Source organism: Acidovorax radicis, assembly GCF_020510705.1.
Taxonomy (GTDB): Bacteria; Pseudomonadota; Gammaproteobacteria; order Burkholderiales; family Burkholderiaceae_C; genus Acidovorax; species Acidovorax radicis_A.
In genome coordinates this window covers 1,058,452-1,074,211 of the sequence record NZ_CP075184.1, presented here as the reverse complement: position 1 = coordinate 1,074,211, position 15,760 = coordinate 1,058,452, and the positions used below count along the sequence as shown (strand labels likewise).

General features: G+C 63.3%; 14 protein-coding genes. 4 read left to right on the top strand and 10 right to left on the bottom strand.

What is annotated here, in order from left to right; genetic code table 11:
* Nucleotides 1–36: 36 nt before the first annotated feature.
* The 10 genes from KI609_RS04760 to KI609_RS04715 form a co-directional block, all read right to left on the bottom strand.
* Nucleotides 37–696, bottom strand: a complete 660-nt coding sequence (locus KI609_RS04760) for a response regulator transcription factor (protein WP_226447641.1) — start codon at nt 694–696, stop codon at nt 37–39.
* A 93-nt stretch (nt 697–789) separates the two neighbouring features.
* The gene (locus KI609_RS04755; protein WP_226447639.1) at nt 790–2,316 is read right to left on the bottom strand and encodes a DegQ family serine endoprotease; all 1,527 of its coding nucleotides are present in this window, start codon (nt 2,314–2,316) and stop codon (nt 790–792) included.
* A 117-nt stretch (nt 2,317–2,433) separates the two neighbouring features.
* Nucleotides 2,434–3,540, bottom strand: a complete 1,107-nt coding sequence (locus KI609_RS04750) for an aldose epimerase family protein (RefSeq protein WP_226447637.1) — start codon at nt 3,538–3,540, stop codon at nt 2,434–2,436.
* 10 nt (nt 3,541–3,550) lie between these two features.
* Nucleotides 3,551–4,495 (bottom strand): DMT family transporter, encoded by a 945-nt coding sequence (locus tag KI609_RS04745; RefSeq protein ID WP_226447635.1) that lies wholly within the window; start codon nt 4,493–4,495, stop codon nt 3,551–3,553.
* A gap of 105 nt (nt 4,496–4,600) precedes the next feature.
* Entirely contained in the window at nt 4,601–6,178 is a 1,578-nt protein-coding gene (gene garD / locus KI609_RS04740; protein ID WP_226447633.1) for a galactarate dehydratase, read from the bottom strand.
* A 12-nt stretch (nt 6,179–6,190) separates the two neighbouring features.
* A complete protein-coding gene (locus tag KI609_RS04735) occupies nt 6,191–7,234 on the bottom strand; it encodes a lactonase family protein (RefSeq protein WP_226447631.1) in 1,044 nt (347 codons plus the stop codon).
* 24 nt (nt 7,235–7,258) lie between these two features.
* On the bottom strand, nt 7,259–8,542 hold the full coding sequence (locus tag KI609_RS04730; RefSeq protein ID WP_226447629.1) for a TRAP transporter large permease: 1,284 nt from the start codon (nt 8,540–8,542) through the stop codon (nt 7,259–7,261).
* Nucleotide 8,543: 1 nt separating this feature from the next.
* On the bottom strand, nt 8,544–9,062 hold the full coding sequence (locus KI609_RS04725; protein ID WP_226447627.1) for a TRAP transporter small permease: 519 nt from the start codon (nt 9,060–9,062) through the stop codon (nt 8,544–8,546).
* 85 nt (nt 9,063–9,147) lie between these two features.
* Entirely contained in the window at nt 9,148–10,140 is a 993-nt protein-coding gene (locus KI609_RS04720) for a TRAP transporter substrate-binding protein (RefSeq protein ID WP_226447625.1), read from the bottom strand.
* A gap of 48 nt (nt 10,141–10,188) precedes the next feature.
* The gene (locus tag KI609_RS04715; RefSeq protein WP_226447623.1) at nt 10,189–11,007 is read right to left on the bottom strand and encodes an NAD-dependent epimerase/dehydratase family protein; all 819 of its coding nucleotides are present in this window, start codon (nt 11,005–11,007) and stop codon (nt 10,189–10,191) included.
* A gap of 122 nt (nt 11,008–11,129) precedes the next feature.
* Here KI609_RS04715 and KI609_RS04710 point away from each other — a divergent pair, with 122 nt between their 5' ends.
* The 4 genes from KI609_RS04710 (at nt 11,130) to KI609_RS04695 (ending at nt 15,730) form a co-directional block, all read left to right on the top strand.
* On the top strand, nt 11,130–11,867 hold the full coding sequence (locus KI609_RS04710; protein WP_226447621.1) for a FadR/GntR family transcriptional regulator: 738 nt from the start codon (nt 11,130–11,132) through the stop codon (nt 11,865–11,867).
* Nucleotides 11,868–12,193: 326 nt separating this feature from the next.
* Entirely contained in the window at nt 12,194–13,105 is a 912-nt protein-coding gene (kdgD, locus tag KI609_RS04705; RefSeq protein ID WP_226447619.1) for a 5-dehydro-4-deoxyglucarate dehydratase, read from the top strand.
* Entirely contained in the window at nt 13,102–14,436 is a 1,335-nt protein-coding gene (locus KI609_RS04700; RefSeq protein ID WP_226447617.1) for an enolase C-terminal domain-like protein, read from the top strand. The genes kdgD and KI609_RS04700 overlap by 4 nt, the downstream gene beginning before the upstream one ends.
* A 193-nt stretch (nt 14,437–14,629) precedes the next feature.
* Entirely contained in the window at nt 14,630–15,730 is a 1,101-nt protein-coding gene (locus KI609_RS04695; RefSeq protein WP_226447615.1) for a porin, read from the top strand.
* Nucleotides 15,731–15,760 lie beyond the last annotated feature (30 nt).

Below are 15,760 nucleotides of genomic sequence, written 5' to 3'. Positions count from 1 at the left end.
ATGGTCCATTGCGCTGCGCGCCCGCCAAGGGGTGTTTCATACCTTCGGCACCAGGTAACCCACACCGCGCACGTTGAGCAGCACCTCGGCGCCCAGTTTTTTGCGCAGACCGTGGATATACACCTCCACCGCGTTGCTGCTCACTTCGTCGCCCCAGCCATAGAGCTTGTCTTCGAGCTGCTGGCGCGAGAGCACCATGCCGGGGCGGGCGATCAGCGGCTCCAGCACCGCCCATTCGCGCGCCGACAGCACCACAGCAACGCCCTGCACCGTGGCCTCGCGCGTGGCGGGGTTGATGCAGACGCCCTTGTGCTCGTACACCGGCTCGGCCCGCCCCGCCGCACGGCGCAGCAGGGCGCGGATGCGGGCGAGCAATTCATCGAGGTCATAGGGCTTGAGCACGTAATCATCGGCCCCCGCATCCAGTCCCTCGATGCGCTGGGCCACGGCGTCGCGGGCGGTGGCCACCAGCACCGGGGTGCGGTTCTTTCGGGCGCGCAGGTCGCGCAACACGGCGAGGCCGTCGCGTTTTGGCAAGCCCAGGTCGAGCAGCACCAGGTCATAGGGCTGGGTGCGCAGGGCCGTGTCCGCTGCCTCGCCGTCGCGCGCCCAGTCCACCGCGTAGTGCTCGGCACGCAGCAGGTCCTGCACGGCCTCGCCGATCATGGGGTCGTCTTCAACAAGCAGCAGGCGCATGGTCCGACAAGCATAGCGAATGAAATGGAGAGGGCCACCGAAGTGGCCCCTTTGCAGGCGCTGAAGCGACCCGATGAGCGCTTTAAAGCCCGCTCAGCCCAGGCGAACAGGCACGAAGATCTTGTCGCCGTTGCGCTCTATCAGCAACGCCACCGACTTGCCCGCCTTGGCCATGGCGGCACGCACCTGGGTGATGTCTTTGGCTGGCACACCGTTGATGGCCAGCAGCACGTCGCCTGGCTGCACGCCGGCCGCTGCTGCGGGGCCGCGGGCCTGTTCTATCACCAGCCCCTCGGTTACTCCAGCCTCGCGGCGCTCTTGCGGGTCGAGTTGCCGCAGCGACAGGCCCAACTGGCCTTTGCCCACAGCGTCTTCGCTGCTCGCCTGTTTGGCGGCCTTGTCGCTGGCGTCTCCCAGCGTAGCTGTCAACTCCACGGGCTTGCCATGGCGCCACACCGACAGCCGGGCCTGCTGCCCCGGCTGCGCCTGGCCCACCCAGGCCGGCAGATCGCCCGATGCCACGATAGGCTGCCCATCGACCTGCCGAATCACATCACCGGGCTCCAGCCCCGCCTTGTCGGCCGGGCTGCCCTTGCTGACGCTGGCCACCAGCGCACCTTCGGGTTTGTCGAGCTGGAACGACTCGGCAAAGGCCTGGTTCACCTCTTGCACCGCCACGCCCAGCTGCGCATGCCGCACCTTGCCCGTGGCCACGATCTGGTCCTTGATTTTGGCGGCCAGTTCAATAGGGATGGAGAACGACACGCCCTGGTACCCACCCGAGCGGCTGTAGATCTGCGAGTTGATGCCCACCACTTCACCGCGCGCATTGAACAGCGGCCCCCCCGAGTTACCGGGGTTCACCGCCACGTCGGTCTGGATGAAGGGCACCAGGCTGTCATCGGGCAACGAGCGGCCCTTGGCGCTGACCACCCCGGCTGTCACGCTGTTTTCAAAGCCAAAGGGGGAGCCAATGGCGAGCACCCATTCGCCCACCTGCAGGTCGCGTGTGCTGCCCAGGCGCACGGTGGGCAAATCCTTGGCGCCAATCTTGAGCACAGCCACGTCGGTCTTGGGGTCGGAGCCCAGCACCTTGGCGCGGAACTCGCGCCGGTCGGTGAGCTTGACGATGACTTCGCTGGCGCCTTTGACCACATGGGCATTGGTCAACACCAGCCCATCGGGGCTGATGATGAACCCCGAGCCCTGACCATGTGTGGGCACATTGCGCGGTGCCTGCATGGCCGCACCTGGAATGCCGAACTGGCGGAAAAACTCGTAAAACGGGTCGTTGGGATCCATCTGCGGCATCTGGCGCTGATGGGCGGTGGGTTGGCCCTCTTCGTCATCGCCATCGTCACTGCCGCCCGCAGAAGCGCGGCTGGTGCCTGTCACGCTGATGTTGACCACGGCAGGGCCGTTTTGGGCGGTGATCTGCGCAAAACTGGGCAGGGTCGCGCCCGGTGTGGCCACGATCGGCGTCTGTGCCGCCGGCACCGCGCCCAATGCCGACGCATGGGCCTGGTGGTTCATCACAAGCCCTGCGCCCGTGCCGCCCAGCGCACCTGCGGCGACCAGGGCGAGAATCAGGCGGCGGGGAGAAAATGAAAGCGTGTTCATGCTGGTCTGCCTTTCCTAGCGGTGTTGCAATGGAAGGCAGTGTGGGCGCGCACACTTAGACGAAACTTAGACGCCTGTTCAAAGACGGCCTGCCGCGCAGCGTGCAACCCCCCGGGGCTACCGAAACCGGTACGCAATGCTCCCGCGCACCACCTCGCCCGGGGCCATCCACCGCACAGGAAACTCCGCGTGGTTGGGCGCATCAGGGAACTCCATGGGCTCCAGACAGATGCCGTCGCCCGGTTGCCACAACCAGCCAGCGGCATCCGTGCCTCGCCCGAGGTCCCGCGCCGGATCCGCCTTGAGACCGTGGCCCGCATACACCTGCACACCGGGTGCCGTCGTCCAGACTTCCATGGTGCGGCCGCCCATGGGCTCGCTGAGCACCGCCGCCATGCGAAGGCCTTCGATGCCCCACGGAGAACCGATGGGAGCCGTCAGCGGTGGCGGTTCATCCAACACCAGATAGTGGTCCAACCCACCGGCCCGCGACAGTTGCTCGTGCGGCGCCGCCACGGCATGACCCACCGTGCGGGGCTTGCGAAAGTCAAAAGGCGTTCCGTTGACAGACTCCAGCACACCTGTTGGGCACACATCGGCGGCCAGCGGCACATAGCGGCTGGCGGGCACCTCCAACACGTGGCCATGGGTGCTTCCCGCTCCGGCCAGGTTGAAGAACGCATGGCCGGTGATGTTGACCACGGTAGGCGCGTCGGAGGCCTCGGCGCTCCAGGCCACATGCAGGGCGTTGTCCGCCATGACCGCCAGGTGAAGCACCACGCGCACCGTGCCGGGTACGCCGTCATCCTCTGTGCGAAAAACATGGTGCAGCGTCATGGCGTCGGGCTGCACCTCATCGACCGCGAACACCTGAAACCTGCTGCCACGCGGTCCCCCATGGTGGTGGTGGGGGCCGCTGTTGGTGGGCAACTGCAGCGGTGACCCATCGGGCTGGGTGAGCGTGCCGCTGCGCAGGCGGCCTGCCCACCGGCCAATGATGGCTCCCATGGATTGCTGACCGTGCAGATAGCCGTCCAGGCTGCCGTAACCCAGAGCGACATCCACCAGCTGACCTTGTGCATCTGGCACAGCCACCTGCACCAGCCGCGCGCCGTGGTTGCTCACCGCCACCTGCATGCCACCCGCGCCACGCAGTGTGTACAGGTGCGTTCGCTGGCCATTGATGTTGCGTTCAAATGCCTGCGGCGAAAGCGTATGGGCCATGTTGCGGCGCCTATTTATCAAGACTCGCTGGGGTGGCGGCGGGTGTGTCGCGGGTCACCAACCAGATGCCACAGCACACCAGCACCAGCGCCAGCAGGTTCTTCCACTCCAGCAAGACCTCGCCCAGGAAGATGGCGGACAACACCGCACCAAAGATCGGCACGGTGAAATTGAACACCGTGATCTGGCTCACACGGTTGTGCTTGAGAAGCAGGCTCCACAGCGAGAAAGCCGCAGACGAAAGCAGCGCCAGGTACACAAGCAGCAGGGTGGACGCCACCGTAAAACCGGTCAATGCCCCACCCGAAGCCCAGCCAATGGCCAGCAGCGCGGCGCCACCAATCGCCAACTGCCAGCCGGTCATCACCACCGAATCCATGCGCTGCGACACCTGTTTGCCGTAAATGCTGGCGGCCGCCAGCACAAAAGCGGCGATCACCACACAACCTTCACCCAACAGCGTGAAGTCCAGATCGAATGAGCCCTGCCCCAGATTGACCACCATGACCCCCGCAAAACCCACCAGGCAGCCCCATAGCTTGGCATGGCTCAGGCGGTCGTTGTGATAGATCCAATGGGCCAGCAGCACGCTGAAGAACGTGCCGGTGGCGTTCATGATCGAGCCCTTGACGCCCGTGGTGTACGCCAGACCAATATAGAAAAACACGTACTGCAGCGTGGTCTGCGCCAGGCCTAGCACCACCAGTTCGCGCGCCGTGCTTTTGCCCAGGCCCCAGATGCTCTTGCGGGTAGCCAGCGCCAGCACCAGCAGCACCAGGCCCGCCCACAGAAAGCGCCATCCCGCAAAAACGAGTTTGGTGGGCACATCGTCGGCAGCGATGCCAAACCAGGCGTAGCCGCTCTTGATGGCGGGGTACGAACTGCCCCACAACAAGCAACACAGCAGCGCCACGGCCACCACGACCTTAGGGTCGGAAAAACGGGAAGAGCCCATGAGAAATCCATCCTTCTAGGACAACAGCCCGTGCAAGCACGGGCTGTGAAAGGGTCAAAGCGCAACAGCCGCCTTGTAGCGGCGCTGCCAGGGGATGCCGGGCCTTCAGGTAACCGGCGCGGGGTTGAACAGCACCAGCGCGTTGTGCAATTGCCAGGTTTCGGCCCAGGTCTTCTTGCGGCCACTGGCCACGTCGAGCAGCAGGTGAAACAGCTCCCACCCGAGCTCTTCGATGGTGGCGGTGCCATCCGCAATTTTCCCAGCGTTCACATCCATCAGGTCATGCCAGCGGCGGGCGAGGTCGCTGCGCGTGGCCACCTTGACCACAGGGCATTCGGCCAAGCCGTAAGGCGTCCCCCGGCCAGTGGTGAACACATGCAGGTTCATGCCAGCGGCCAGCTGCAGGGTGCCACAAATGAAATCGCTGGCAGGTGTGGCGGCATAGACCAGGCCACGCTGGTCGCGGCGCAATTTTTCGCCAGGCGCCAATACATGCGCGATGGGGGCCGATCCACTTTTGATGATGGAGCCCATCGCCTTCTCGGCGATGTTGGACAAGCCACCCGCCTTGTTGCCGGGGGTGGTGTTGGCGGCACGGTCCACACGGCCCCGGTCAAGGTAGCGGTCGTACCATCCCAACTCGCGCACTATGGACTCAGCCACTTCGGGGGTGGCCGCACGGCTGGTGAGCTGCTCCACGGCATCACGCACCTCGGTGTTTTCACTGAACATCACGGTGGCACCTGCGCGCACCAGCAGGTCCGCACAAAAACCCACCGCCGGGTTGGCCGTAACGCCCGAGAACGCATCGCTGCCGCCACACTGCACCCCCAGCACCAGCTCGCTGGCGGGAATGGTCTCGCGGCGGCGCGCATTCAGGCGCGCAAGATGCGGGCGCGCGCTTTGCACGATGTGGTCCAGCATGGACATGAAGCCCACGTGTTCTTCTGCCTGCAGGCAAACCGTTTCCGGCCCCAGGCCTGCATCACGCTCATCGGTGATGGGAAAGCTGCCGGGCGGCAGCAGGCGGTCGGGCTGCAGCTTTTCACAGCCCAGGCTCACCACCATGACTTCACCACCGAAATTGGGGTTGAGGCTGATGTTGCGCAGCGTGCGGATCGGAATGATCGCATCGGGCGCATCAATGGCCACCCCGCAGCCATAGGTGTGCTCCAGGCCAATCACGTCGTCCACATGAGGGTACTGCGGCATCAGCTCGGCCTTGATGCGGCGCACTGCCAGCGCCACAACGCCTGCCACGCACTGCACGGTCGTCGTGATGGCCAGGATGTTGCGCGTGCCCACCGAACCATCGGCGTTGCGGTAGCCTTCGAAGGTGTAGCCGGTGAGCGGATCTTGTGCCGGAGGTTTCACAGTGGCCATGGGCAGGCCTTCCAGTGCACGTGCCGAAGGCATCTGCAGCAGCCGCTCGTGCACCCAGCTGCCTGCGGCAATGGGCTTGAGCGCGTAGCCGATGGGCACGTTATAGCGGCGCACCACGTCACCTTCGGCCACGTCGCACAAAGCCACCTTGTGGCCCTGTGGCACCTTGTCGCGCAGGGTAACGCCCGCGCCCGGCACACCTTGCGGCAGCACCGTACCGGCGGGCAAACCACCATCGTTGGCAACAATGGCGACGTTGTCATCCGCATGCATGCGGATGGTGAGGGCATTTTGTGTCATCTGAGGAGCTTTTCAAACCGGCTGCAAAGGCAGCATCGTGACCCAGTTAGGGTTCAAACCGACCGCATGCTCGGACAGCAGCGTGAGTGCACCGGTACCAGGGGAGATGGCGTGCACGCCCACGCGATGGCTTGCCTGACCAGAAGCCACCAAGTGCCCCCCATTGGCCGCTATAGCAAAACCGCGAGGCTGCTGCTGCGTGGACCAGTGCCCCACGGGCGCCAGCGTCCCGTTCGCGGCATCGACCGAGAAACCCGCCAAGGTATGGCTGTTTCGCTCGCTCGTATAAAGCCAGCGCTCATCAGGACTCAAATGCAGGTCAGCACCCCAGGCGTCACCGTCAAACCCTTGTGGAAGGGTCGGCAGACTTTGCAGCAGGCGCAGATCGCCGCTGCCAACATCGACCGCAAGCACATGCACGAAGGCATCAAGCTCGCCGAGTACATAAGCACGATCCCCTCGCGTGTTGAAACACAGATGCCGAGGGCCCGTGCCCTGCGGCATCGCAAAGACGGGGGGATCGGTGGGCTGCAGCGCGCCGGATGAGGCATTCAGACCATAGCGATGCAACTGACCACCGCCCAGCGATGCGGCAAAAACGAAACGATTGTCTGGCGTGGCCAGCGCGCAATGCGCATGGCGGCCCGTAGTATAGGTGTGGGTGTCGTCGCTTGCCCCACGCACAACACCCCCGGCATCCACGGCTTGCACAGACACCATGTCGGCGCCATATGACGCGGCCAGCAGCCAGCGCCCCGTGCGATCCGTGCACAGATACGCCATGCTGGCCGGCAAGGGCGCCTCGGCAATGACCTGCGCGCGACCTGCGCGCGCATCCACTGCCAGCGTGACCACGGCCAGCGGGTCACTGCGCCGCGCCACATACAGGTGTCTTTTGTCGGGACTCAACGCCATGGGCATGAGTTGCCCCCCCAAAGGCAGCACCTGCTCAGTGCGCAGCTGGCCCGTGGCGGTGGCGAGGTGCAACACATGCAATTCACCGCTGTCGGCGCACGACACAAACACCACGCTATCACTCATCAGGCTATCGCTCATTGCTCATTGCTCATCACCGATTTCTTATAAACCCATCGCCCGTGGAAGCCACAACGAGATGGCAGGCACATAGGTGACCATGAGCAACACCACAAACAGCGCCATAAAAAACGGCATCATGGCTTTGGTGACCACCCCCAGCGGCAGCTTGGCCACCGCAGCGCCAGTGAACAACACAGTCCCCACAGGCGGCGTGATCAGGCCGATACCCAGATTGACCATCATGATCATGCCGAAGTGAACCGGGTCGACGCCCAGCATCTTGACCACAGGCAGCAAGATCGGGGTGAGGATCAGGATCAGCGGCGACATATCCATCAGGCAACCAAGCAGCAGCAGCATGACATTGATCATGCCCAGGATGACGTACTTGTTGTCCGACATGCTGGTCAGAAAAGCCGTGACCTTCATCGGGATCATCATCATCGTCATGAGGTAGCCAAAGGCAGCCGCAAAGCCAATCAAAATCATCACCACCGTGACGGTCTTGACCGTGCGGTGCACGAGCTTGGGCAGGTCGCGCCATTTGTAGTCGCGGTAGATGAACATCGTCACAAAAAATGCCCACACCACGGCGATCGACGCTGACTCATTGGCGGTAAAGATGCCCGAGAGAATGCCCCCGAGAATGATGACCATCGTCATCAGCCCCCACAGCGCCTCCACGCAGATCTTGAGCGCCTGTTTAAGCGGGATGACCTCTCCCTTGGGGTAGCCTTCGCGGTGAGCGGTGAACAGACACAACGCGGCAAGCGTCAGCCCCATGAGCAGCCCCGGAAGCACACCGGCCATGAACAGCGCTGCAATCGACACCGTGCCGCCAGCGGCCAGCGAATACAACACGGCGTTGTGGCTTGGCGGGATGAGGATGGCCTGCACCGATCCACTGACCGTGACGGCCGTGGCGAATGCCCGCGGATAGCCCTTTCGCTCCATTTCGGGAATCAGCACCGAACCAATGGATGCGGTGTCCGCCACCGACGAACCAGAAATGGCGCCGAAAAACGTAGAGGCCAGGATATTGACCAGCGACAGCCCTCCACGGATGAAGCCCACCAGCACGCCCGCAAATGCCACCAATCGCCGCGCCATGCCGCCTTCGGCCATGATGGCCCCGGCGAGCACAAAGAACGGTATGGCCAACAACGAGAACTTGTTGACGCCCGATGCCACCTGGATCATGACTGCATCCAGCGGCAAATCGATCCAGAGTGCACCCGCGAGGGCAGAAAGCCCCAGGGAATAGGCGATAGGCACGCCGATCAGCATCAGCGCAAAGAAGGTGCCCAAAAGTACAAGGGTGTCCATATCAGACGCCTTCCGTCAGTTCTTCGTAGCGCACCACTCGGCGGTGCGTCTGCGGACCAAAAAAACATTTTTCCAGAACGAAAATGAAAGTAATCGCTGAACCGATGGGCAATGGCGAATAGGTAGCCCCCACAGGCAACCAGGGCAACTCACTGATGCCTTGCCCCCAGGTCTCGATGCACAAGCTGGTGCCATACCAGGTCACAAAGCCGCAAATCGCGAGCATGAGCAAATCGACCACCCAAGTGGCTGCACGCTGAAGGAGCATAGGCAGCTTTTCAGTCAGCATGTTGACTGCAATGTGCCCTCCGGCGCGATAAGCCGCAGCGGCACCGACAAAAGTGAAAACCATCATGAGCAAAATGGCGATGGGCTCAGGCCATTGGGAACCTGTGCCGAGAACGTAGCGGCTGAAAACGCCCCACGGAATGATCAACGACATGAAGAAGATCGCCGTACCGGCGGCCCAGATGGTGGCCAGATACAACCGATCCATCCAGCGCAAAAAAGGGTGGTCCATAAGATGGATTTAAGGAGTAAAAGAATGCGCGACCACCCCTACCCAATGCAAGGGCGGGTGGCCGCGCCGAGTCGCGCAGCGTGCCTTACTTCACCGCCTCGATGCGCTTCATCAGGTCGGTGTAGTTAGAACCGTACTTGGCGCGCACAGTGGCCGTGGCATCGTAGAACGCCTTGTTGTCCACATTGATGAACTCCACGCCCGCCATCTTGAGTTTGGCGGTGTAGTCTTCAACACTCTTGTCCCACAGCGCGCGTTGTTCCATCTGCGCTTCACGGCCCAACTTCTTCATGAGTGCCTGGTCTTCCTTGGAGAGCTTGTCCCAGGTGGCCTTCGAAACCACGAGCAACTCTGGAATGATCAGGTGGTTGGTCTGCGTGTAGTACTTGGCGCCCGTGCTGAAATGGTTGCTGGTGAAGAAGCTCGGCGCATTGTTCTCGGCACCGTCCACCACGCCCGTTTGCAGCGCGGTGAACACCTCGCCATAACCCATCGAAATGCCATTGCCGCCCATGGCGTTCATGGTGTCCACAAACAACGGGTTGCCCATCATGCGAATTTTTTGCCCCTTGAGGTCAGCGGGTGTGCGCACAGGCTTTTTGGTGTACAGGCTGCGTGAGCCACCATCCATCCAGCCAATCGCCACCAACTTGGCAGGCGATGCACTGATCTTGGCCAGCAATTCGTCACCAATAGGGCCGTCAATCACCGCGCGCATGTGCTCCTGGTTGCGGAAAACGAAGGGCATATTGAACACATTTACTTCTGGCACCACCGTGCCAATGGGCCCCAGCGATGTGCGCAGAATATTGATGGCGCCCACCTGGGTCTGCTCGATCATTTCCTTTTCACCACCCAGCACGCCGCCTGGGAACGTCTGAATCTTCAGGCGTCCCTTGGTCGCTGCATCGAGTTTTTTGCCCATGTTCTCGACCGCTACCACGTTTGGATAGCCGGCGGGGTGAACGTCTGCGGCCTTCAGGACCATCGACGACTGCGCCAAGGCAGCGTGCGGAAGGAAAACCATGGAAGCCACGGCAGTGGCACAGACAGTCAGCAGGGAACGACGAAAGCTCATAGGTATCTCCGGTGCAATAAGTTGTTATGGAAGATGAAGGTCAGTCACTCACTCAAAGGGCCCCGTGCGCACAAACGGTCCTCCTTGATAGATCACAGCAGGATCGGTCAGGTCCGGATGCGGATCAGCCGCCTCGACCTGGGCGCGAAAGCGTTCGGAGCTGTCTTGTGGGCGGTAGCCAATATGGCGGGCCAAGGTGTTATCCCACCAGGTGGTGGTGTTGTCACCCATGCCGTAGATGATGCTGTGGCCCACCACGGGTGCGGTCAGGCTGGCGACCACGAGGCGCTCCAGGTCGTCGTAGCTCATCCATGTGGCCAGCATGCGGCGATTGCGCGGCTCGGGGAACGAAGAACCGATGCGCAGGCATACCGTCTCGATGCCATGGCGGTCAAAATAGAACCGTGAAAGATCTTCGCCAAACGCCTTGGACAAACCGTACAACCCGTCGGGACGGGCCGGGTCATTGATGCCCACCACCTCGTCCTGCCGGTAAAAGCCGGTCACATGGTTGGAGCTGGCAAACACCACCCGCTTCACGCCCTGTTTGCGGGCCGCCTCATACAGGTTGTACGCGCCAATGATGTTGGCCTGCAGGATGGGGTTCCACGCTTGCTCTGTCGATACACCGCCCAGGTGAACCACGGCGTCCACACCTTGCAGTAGCTCCAGCATGGCGGGCGCGTCCTCAAGCCGGGCGGGGCGCAACTCCTCACCCGGCGCCTGGGCCCCGAGATCTTCGATGTCCGTAATACGCAGCGTGGTGCAATACGCCTTCAGCCGGGTACGCAACTCACGCCCCAAACCCCCGGCAGCCCCGGTCAACAACAAGCGCTCAAATCGGATCGGAGTCGGGTGGCAGGGCATGGCTATTTCGATGGTTCTTGATACAGTGGTGGTACTAACAGTTGAACGTCATCAGTTGTCGTACAACGAAAACGCAATGTACTCCTTCTCACTACGACGCCACATAGGGATAACACCAAGCAATGAGCACTGACATAGCGCCGCGTCGCAAGCCCCGGACACTGGCCCTGGAACTGGTGGACTCGCTGGGCGACCGTATTCGTGAGGGCCGCCTGCAGCTGGGCGATAAGCTCCCCACCGAGGCCGCGATCATGAGAGAGTTCAACGTCAGCCGGACGGTGGTGCGCGAGGCCATCTCCAAGCTGCAGGCCTCGGGGCTGGTGGAAACCCGCCACGGTATCGGCACCTTCGTGCTGGGCCTGGGCCAGGCGCCGGGGTTCAAGATCACACCCGACCAGTTCAGCACGCTGCGCGACGTGATCGCCGTGCTGGAACTGCGCATCGGCATGGAGACCGAAGCCGCAGCGCTGGCCGCACAGCGCCGCACGGCCGCCAACATCACGGCCATGCGCGAAGCCCTGAACAACATCGCTGCAGCCGTGGATGCCGGACGCGACGCGGTGGCCGCCGACTTCCAGTTTCACCTTGAGATCGCACGCGCCACACAAAACAGCCACTTCGCCGAGCTGATGGGCACCCTGGGCAGCATGATCATCCCGCGCGCCCGACTGGATGCAACATCCACAGTGGCCGAGCCGGGCGACGACCGCCGACAGTACCTGCGCCGCGTCAATGGCGAGCATGAAAGCATCTACGACGCCATCGTGGGTCAGGACCCGGATGGCGCACGCGCGGCCATGCGCACCCACCTGGCCAACAGCCGTGAGCGCCGCCGCCGCGCCCAGACCGAAGCGCCATAAACCCGAGGGGCGTCGCCGGCTGCGCGCAACAGACGAAATCCCAACGCCGCAACGGCAACTCCCACCGCCGCCGACACAGGCCACCAAGGCGTGCCTCTGTGCCCGCACCATGCTCGGTTTTTTTGCCCCGCAGCTTCCACGCTTGTCACGCCCGTCGGCGACTAACCGCCCCCTAGCCAGAAGGGCTCATCAGTAGTTTCCCGCAGCGATTTTTCTTGTTTGTGTTGTACGATGACTTACAACTAGCGATGTGCTCCGCGCCTGAACACCTCAGCCTGCGAGTCATCGTTGCGACTTGACCACCGCCCTCTCGGAGACCCCTGTCCATGACCCCTCAAGAACTCAAAAGCGTGCTGAAGGCCGGCTTGTTGTCGTTCCCGCTGACCGACTTCGACAACAACCTGCGCTTTGCCCCCAAACCTTACGCCGCTCGGCTGGAATGGCTACAGCCTTATGGCGCATCGGCCCTGTTTGCAGCCGGAGGCACGGGCGAGTTCTTTTCGTTGGCTCCGCAAGAGTTCAGCGAAGTCGTGAAGGTGGCAGTGGACACCTGCCGGGGCCGCACGCCCATCATTGCAGGCGCTGGCGGCGGCACCACGCTGGCCATTGAATACGCCCAGGAAGCAGAGCGCCTGGGTGCACAAGGCATCTTGCTGCTGCCGCACTACCTGACCGAAGCCAGCCAGGACGGCCTGGTGGCGCACGTCAAGGCCGTTTGCCAGAGCGTGAAGATCGGCGTCGTGGTTTACAACCGGGGCGCCTGCCGCCTGACCCCGGCCAGCCTCATCACGCTGGCGGCGTCATGCCCCAACCTCATCGGGTTCAAGGACGGCATTGGCGACATCGAAGCGTTTGTGGCGATCCGCCAGACCTTGGGCGATCGTTTTGCCTATCTGGGCGGCCTGCCCACCGCCGAGGTGTTTGCAGGCGCCTACAAGGCCATGGGATGCCCGGTGTATTCGTCGGCTGTTTTCAACTTTGTTCCGAAGACGGCCATGGCGTTTTACAACGCCCATGCCGCTGGCGACACCGCCACCTGCGACCGCCTGATCCGCGACTTCTTTCTGCCGTATATCGCGCTGCGCAACCAGGGCCAGGGGTATGCCGTGGCCATCGTGAAAGCGGGCGCCACGCTGTCGGGCCACAGCGCAGGGCCGGTGCGCCCACCGCTGTCTGACCTCAAGCCTTCCGAAGTCGAACAACTGCGCGCCCTGATGGCGCCGCTGGGGCCGCAATGATGACGATGAGCACACCACGCATCACCAGCGTTCGCGTGGTCCCGGTGGCGGGCCGCGACAGCATGCTGCTGAACCTTTCGGGTGCACATGCGCCCTATTTCACGCGCAATCTGCTGATCCTCACCGACAGCGCGGGGCGCACGGGGGTGGCCGAAGTCCCCGGGGGGGAGCCCATCCGGCAAACGCTGGAAGACGCACGCCCCCTCATCGACAACGCCCGCGTGGGCGACTGGCAACGTGTGCTCAATGAAGTTCGCACCACCTTTGCGGGGCGCGATGCCGGCGGGCGCGGCCTGCAGACCTTTGACCTGCGCACCACCATCCATGCCGTAACGGCGGTGGAAACCGCCCTGCTTGACCTGCTCGGTCAACACCTGGAGGTTCCCGTCTGCGCGCTGCTCGGCGAAGGCCAGCAACGCAGCGCCGTGCCCATGCTCGGGTACCTCTTTTTTGTGGGAGACCGCCACAAAACCGACCTGCCCTACGACGCCGCCCCCGAGGCCGACGACGCGTGGCTGCGCCTGCGCCACGAGGCAGCCATGACCCCCGAGGCGGTGGTGGCCTTGGCTGAAGCGGCCCAGGCCCGCTACGGGTTTCAGGACTTCAAGCTCAAGGGCGGGGTGTTGCCGGGCGAAGCCGAGGTGGAAGCGATCCGCGCCCTCAAGGCCCGCTTCCCGCAGGCGCGCGTCACGCTCGACCCCAATGGCGGCTGGCTGCTCAAAGACGCCGTGCGGCTGCTGCGTGACCTGCATGGCACGCTGGCCTATGCCGAAGACCCGTGTGGTGCAGAGGACGGCTTTTCGGGCCGCGAAGTGATGGCCGAGTTCCGCCGCGCCACGGGCTTGCCCACCGCGACGAACATGGTCGCCACCGACTGGCGGCAGATGGTGCATTCGCTGTCGCTGCAGGCGGTGGACATTCCGCTGGCCGACCCGCATTTCTGGACCATGCAGGGTGCCGTGCGCGTGGCACAGACCTGCCGCGACTTTGGACTGACCTGGGGTTCGCACTCCAACAACCACTTTGATGTGTCGCTGGCCATGTTCACCCATGCAGCAGCGGCAGCCCCCGGTCGTGTCACGGCCATCGACACCCACTGGATCTGGCAGGACGGCCAGGGCCTGACGCAGCACCCCCTGCAGATCGTCAACGGCGAGGTGGCCGTGCCGACCGCGCCGGGCCTGGGCGTGACGCTCGACATGGATGCCGTGGAGGCCGCCCACCAGCTGTATCTGCAGCATGGCCTGGGCGCACGCGACGACGCAATGGCCATGCAGTACCTGTTGCCAGGCTGGGCCTTTGACCCCAAACGCCCTGCGCTCGTGCGCTGAGGCGCGCGGATCGGCACGGATGCCTGCGGGCTCCGGCTGATCTCCTCACTTTGCGCCAGCCCTATGGCCTTTGGGTTTGCACTTGATGGAGTGTGCTGGCGCGATCCCAAGCAAAGGCGGTGCGGCCACCCCATGGCGGCATGCCTTTTCAACGCTGACCGTTCCATCCATCCCAAAAAATCGAGGAGACAACATGACCCAACCATCGAAATCCAACACCGCCCTGATGGCTTGCGCCGCCCTCCTGGCTGGCGCCGCACCGTTGGCACAGGCCCAGTCGAGCGTGACACTTTTCACGCTGATTGATGCCAATGTCAGCCACTACAGCGCTGGCTCGCGTTCGGGCGCAGGCAGCGTGACCTCCATGAACGATGGCACCACCAACGGCCTCAATGGGTCGCGCTGGGGCCTGCGCACCACAGAAGACCTGGGCGGTGGCCTGAAGGCGGGCGTGCTGCTGGAAAGTGGCTTCAACGTGGACAACGGCGCTGCGGCCCAGGGCGGCCGCGCGTTTGGGCGGCAGGCGTTTGTGTCGCTGTCTTCCGCCACCGTGGGTGAAATACGTCTGGGCCGTCAGTACATCCTGGAAGACTCGGTGATGGGCCTGAGCAACCCCTTCACCAACGCCCTGACGCTGAACCCAGGCACGGGCGTTACCAATGCAGGCAAGGCGCTGCCCATGTGGCTCAACGCCCCACGTGCCGACAATGTGCTGCAGGTGCAGACCATCAACTACGGCGGCTTTCAGGCCGCAGCGCAAGTCGCCCCTGGCGAGAACACGGCAGACCGCTTTTATGGCGTCAAGCTGAGCTACAGCCAGGGCGCGCTCAACACCGCGATGTCGTACGAGTGGAACCGCGCGCGCGACTCAGGTGACAACGTGAACAAATCCCTCACGGTGGCGGCCAACTACCAGTTCGGCCCTGTCAAGGTCCTCGGTGGCGTGCAGCGCAACCGCGATCTGACCACCACCTCGGTCAATGGGGCCTTCACTGGCAACAGCCTCACGGTGACCGGCGACAGCACATTCACCATGGACCGCAGTGATGGCACCACCATCGGTGTCGAAGTGCCCGTCACGCAGTGGGTGCTGTTGGGAGCCAACTACACTCGCGTGAAATATGCCAACGCCGCTGGCCAGAGCAGCACCCTGGGCAAGGTGGCATTCGGCGCACGGTATGCCCTGTCCAAGAACACGTTCCTTTACGCCTCGGTGTCGCAAGCCACGGGTGACCTGAAAGACTTCATCAGCCAGAAGAGCGTGACGCAGGTGGGTCTGCGCACTGCCTTTTAAGCCATCCCCGGGGCGTGCCCCGCGTCGCTG

Bases quoted from the DNA above. Each gene is read 5' to 3' on its own strand.
- KI609_RS04760 (WP_226447641.1), bottom strand. From the start codon at position 696: ATGCGCCTGCTGCTTGTTGAAGACGACCCCATGATCGGCGAGGCCGTG.
- KI609_RS04755 (WP_226447639.1), bottom strand. From the start codon at position 2,316: ATGAACACGCTTTCATTTTCTCCCCGCCGCCTGATTCTCGCCCTGGTC.
- KI609_RS04750 (WP_226447637.1), bottom strand. From the start codon at position 3,540: ATGGCCCATACGCTTTCGCCGCAGGCATTTGAACGCAACATCAATGGC.
- KI609_RS04745 (WP_226447635.1), bottom strand. From the start codon at position 4,495: ATGGGCTCTTCCCGTTTTTCCGACCCTAAGGTCGTGGTGGCCGTGGCG.
- garD (WP_226447633.1), bottom strand. From the start codon at position 6,178: ATGACACAAAATGCCCTCACCATCCGCATGCATGCGGATGACAACGTC.
- KI609_RS04735 (WP_226447631.1), bottom strand. From the start codon at position 7,234: ATGAGCGATAGCCTGATGAGTGATAGCGTGGTGTTTGTGTCGTGCGCC.
- KI609_RS04730 (WP_226447629.1), bottom strand. From the start codon at position 8,542: ATGGACACCCTTGTACTTTTGGGCACCTTCTTTGCGCTGATGCTGATC.
- KI609_RS04725 (WP_226447627.1), bottom strand. From the start codon at position 9,062: ATGGACCACCCTTTTTTGCGCTGGATGGATCGGTTGTATCTGGCCACC.
- KI609_RS04720 (WP_226447625.1), bottom strand. From the start codon at position 10,140: ATGAGCTTTCGTCGTTCCCTGCTGACTGTCTGTGCCACTGCCGTGGCT.
- KI609_RS04715 (WP_226447623.1), bottom strand. From the start codon at position 11,007: ATGCCCTGCCACCCGACTCCGATCCGATTTGAGCGCTTGTTGTTGACC.
- KI609_RS04710 (WP_226447621.1), top strand. From the start codon at position 11,130: ATGAGCACTGACATAGCGCCGCGTCGCAAGCCCCGGACACTGGCCCTG.
- kdgD (WP_226447619.1), top strand. From the start codon at position 12,194: ATGACCCCTCAAGAACTCAAAAGCGTGCTGAAGGCCGGCTTGTTGTCG.
- KI609_RS04700 (WP_226447617.1), top strand. From the start codon at position 13,102: ATGATGACGATGAGCACACCACGCATCACCAGCGTTCGCGTGGTCCCG.
- KI609_RS04695 (WP_226447615.1), top strand. From the start codon at position 14,630: ATGACCCAACCATCGAAATCCAACACCGCCCTGATGGCTTGCGCCGCC.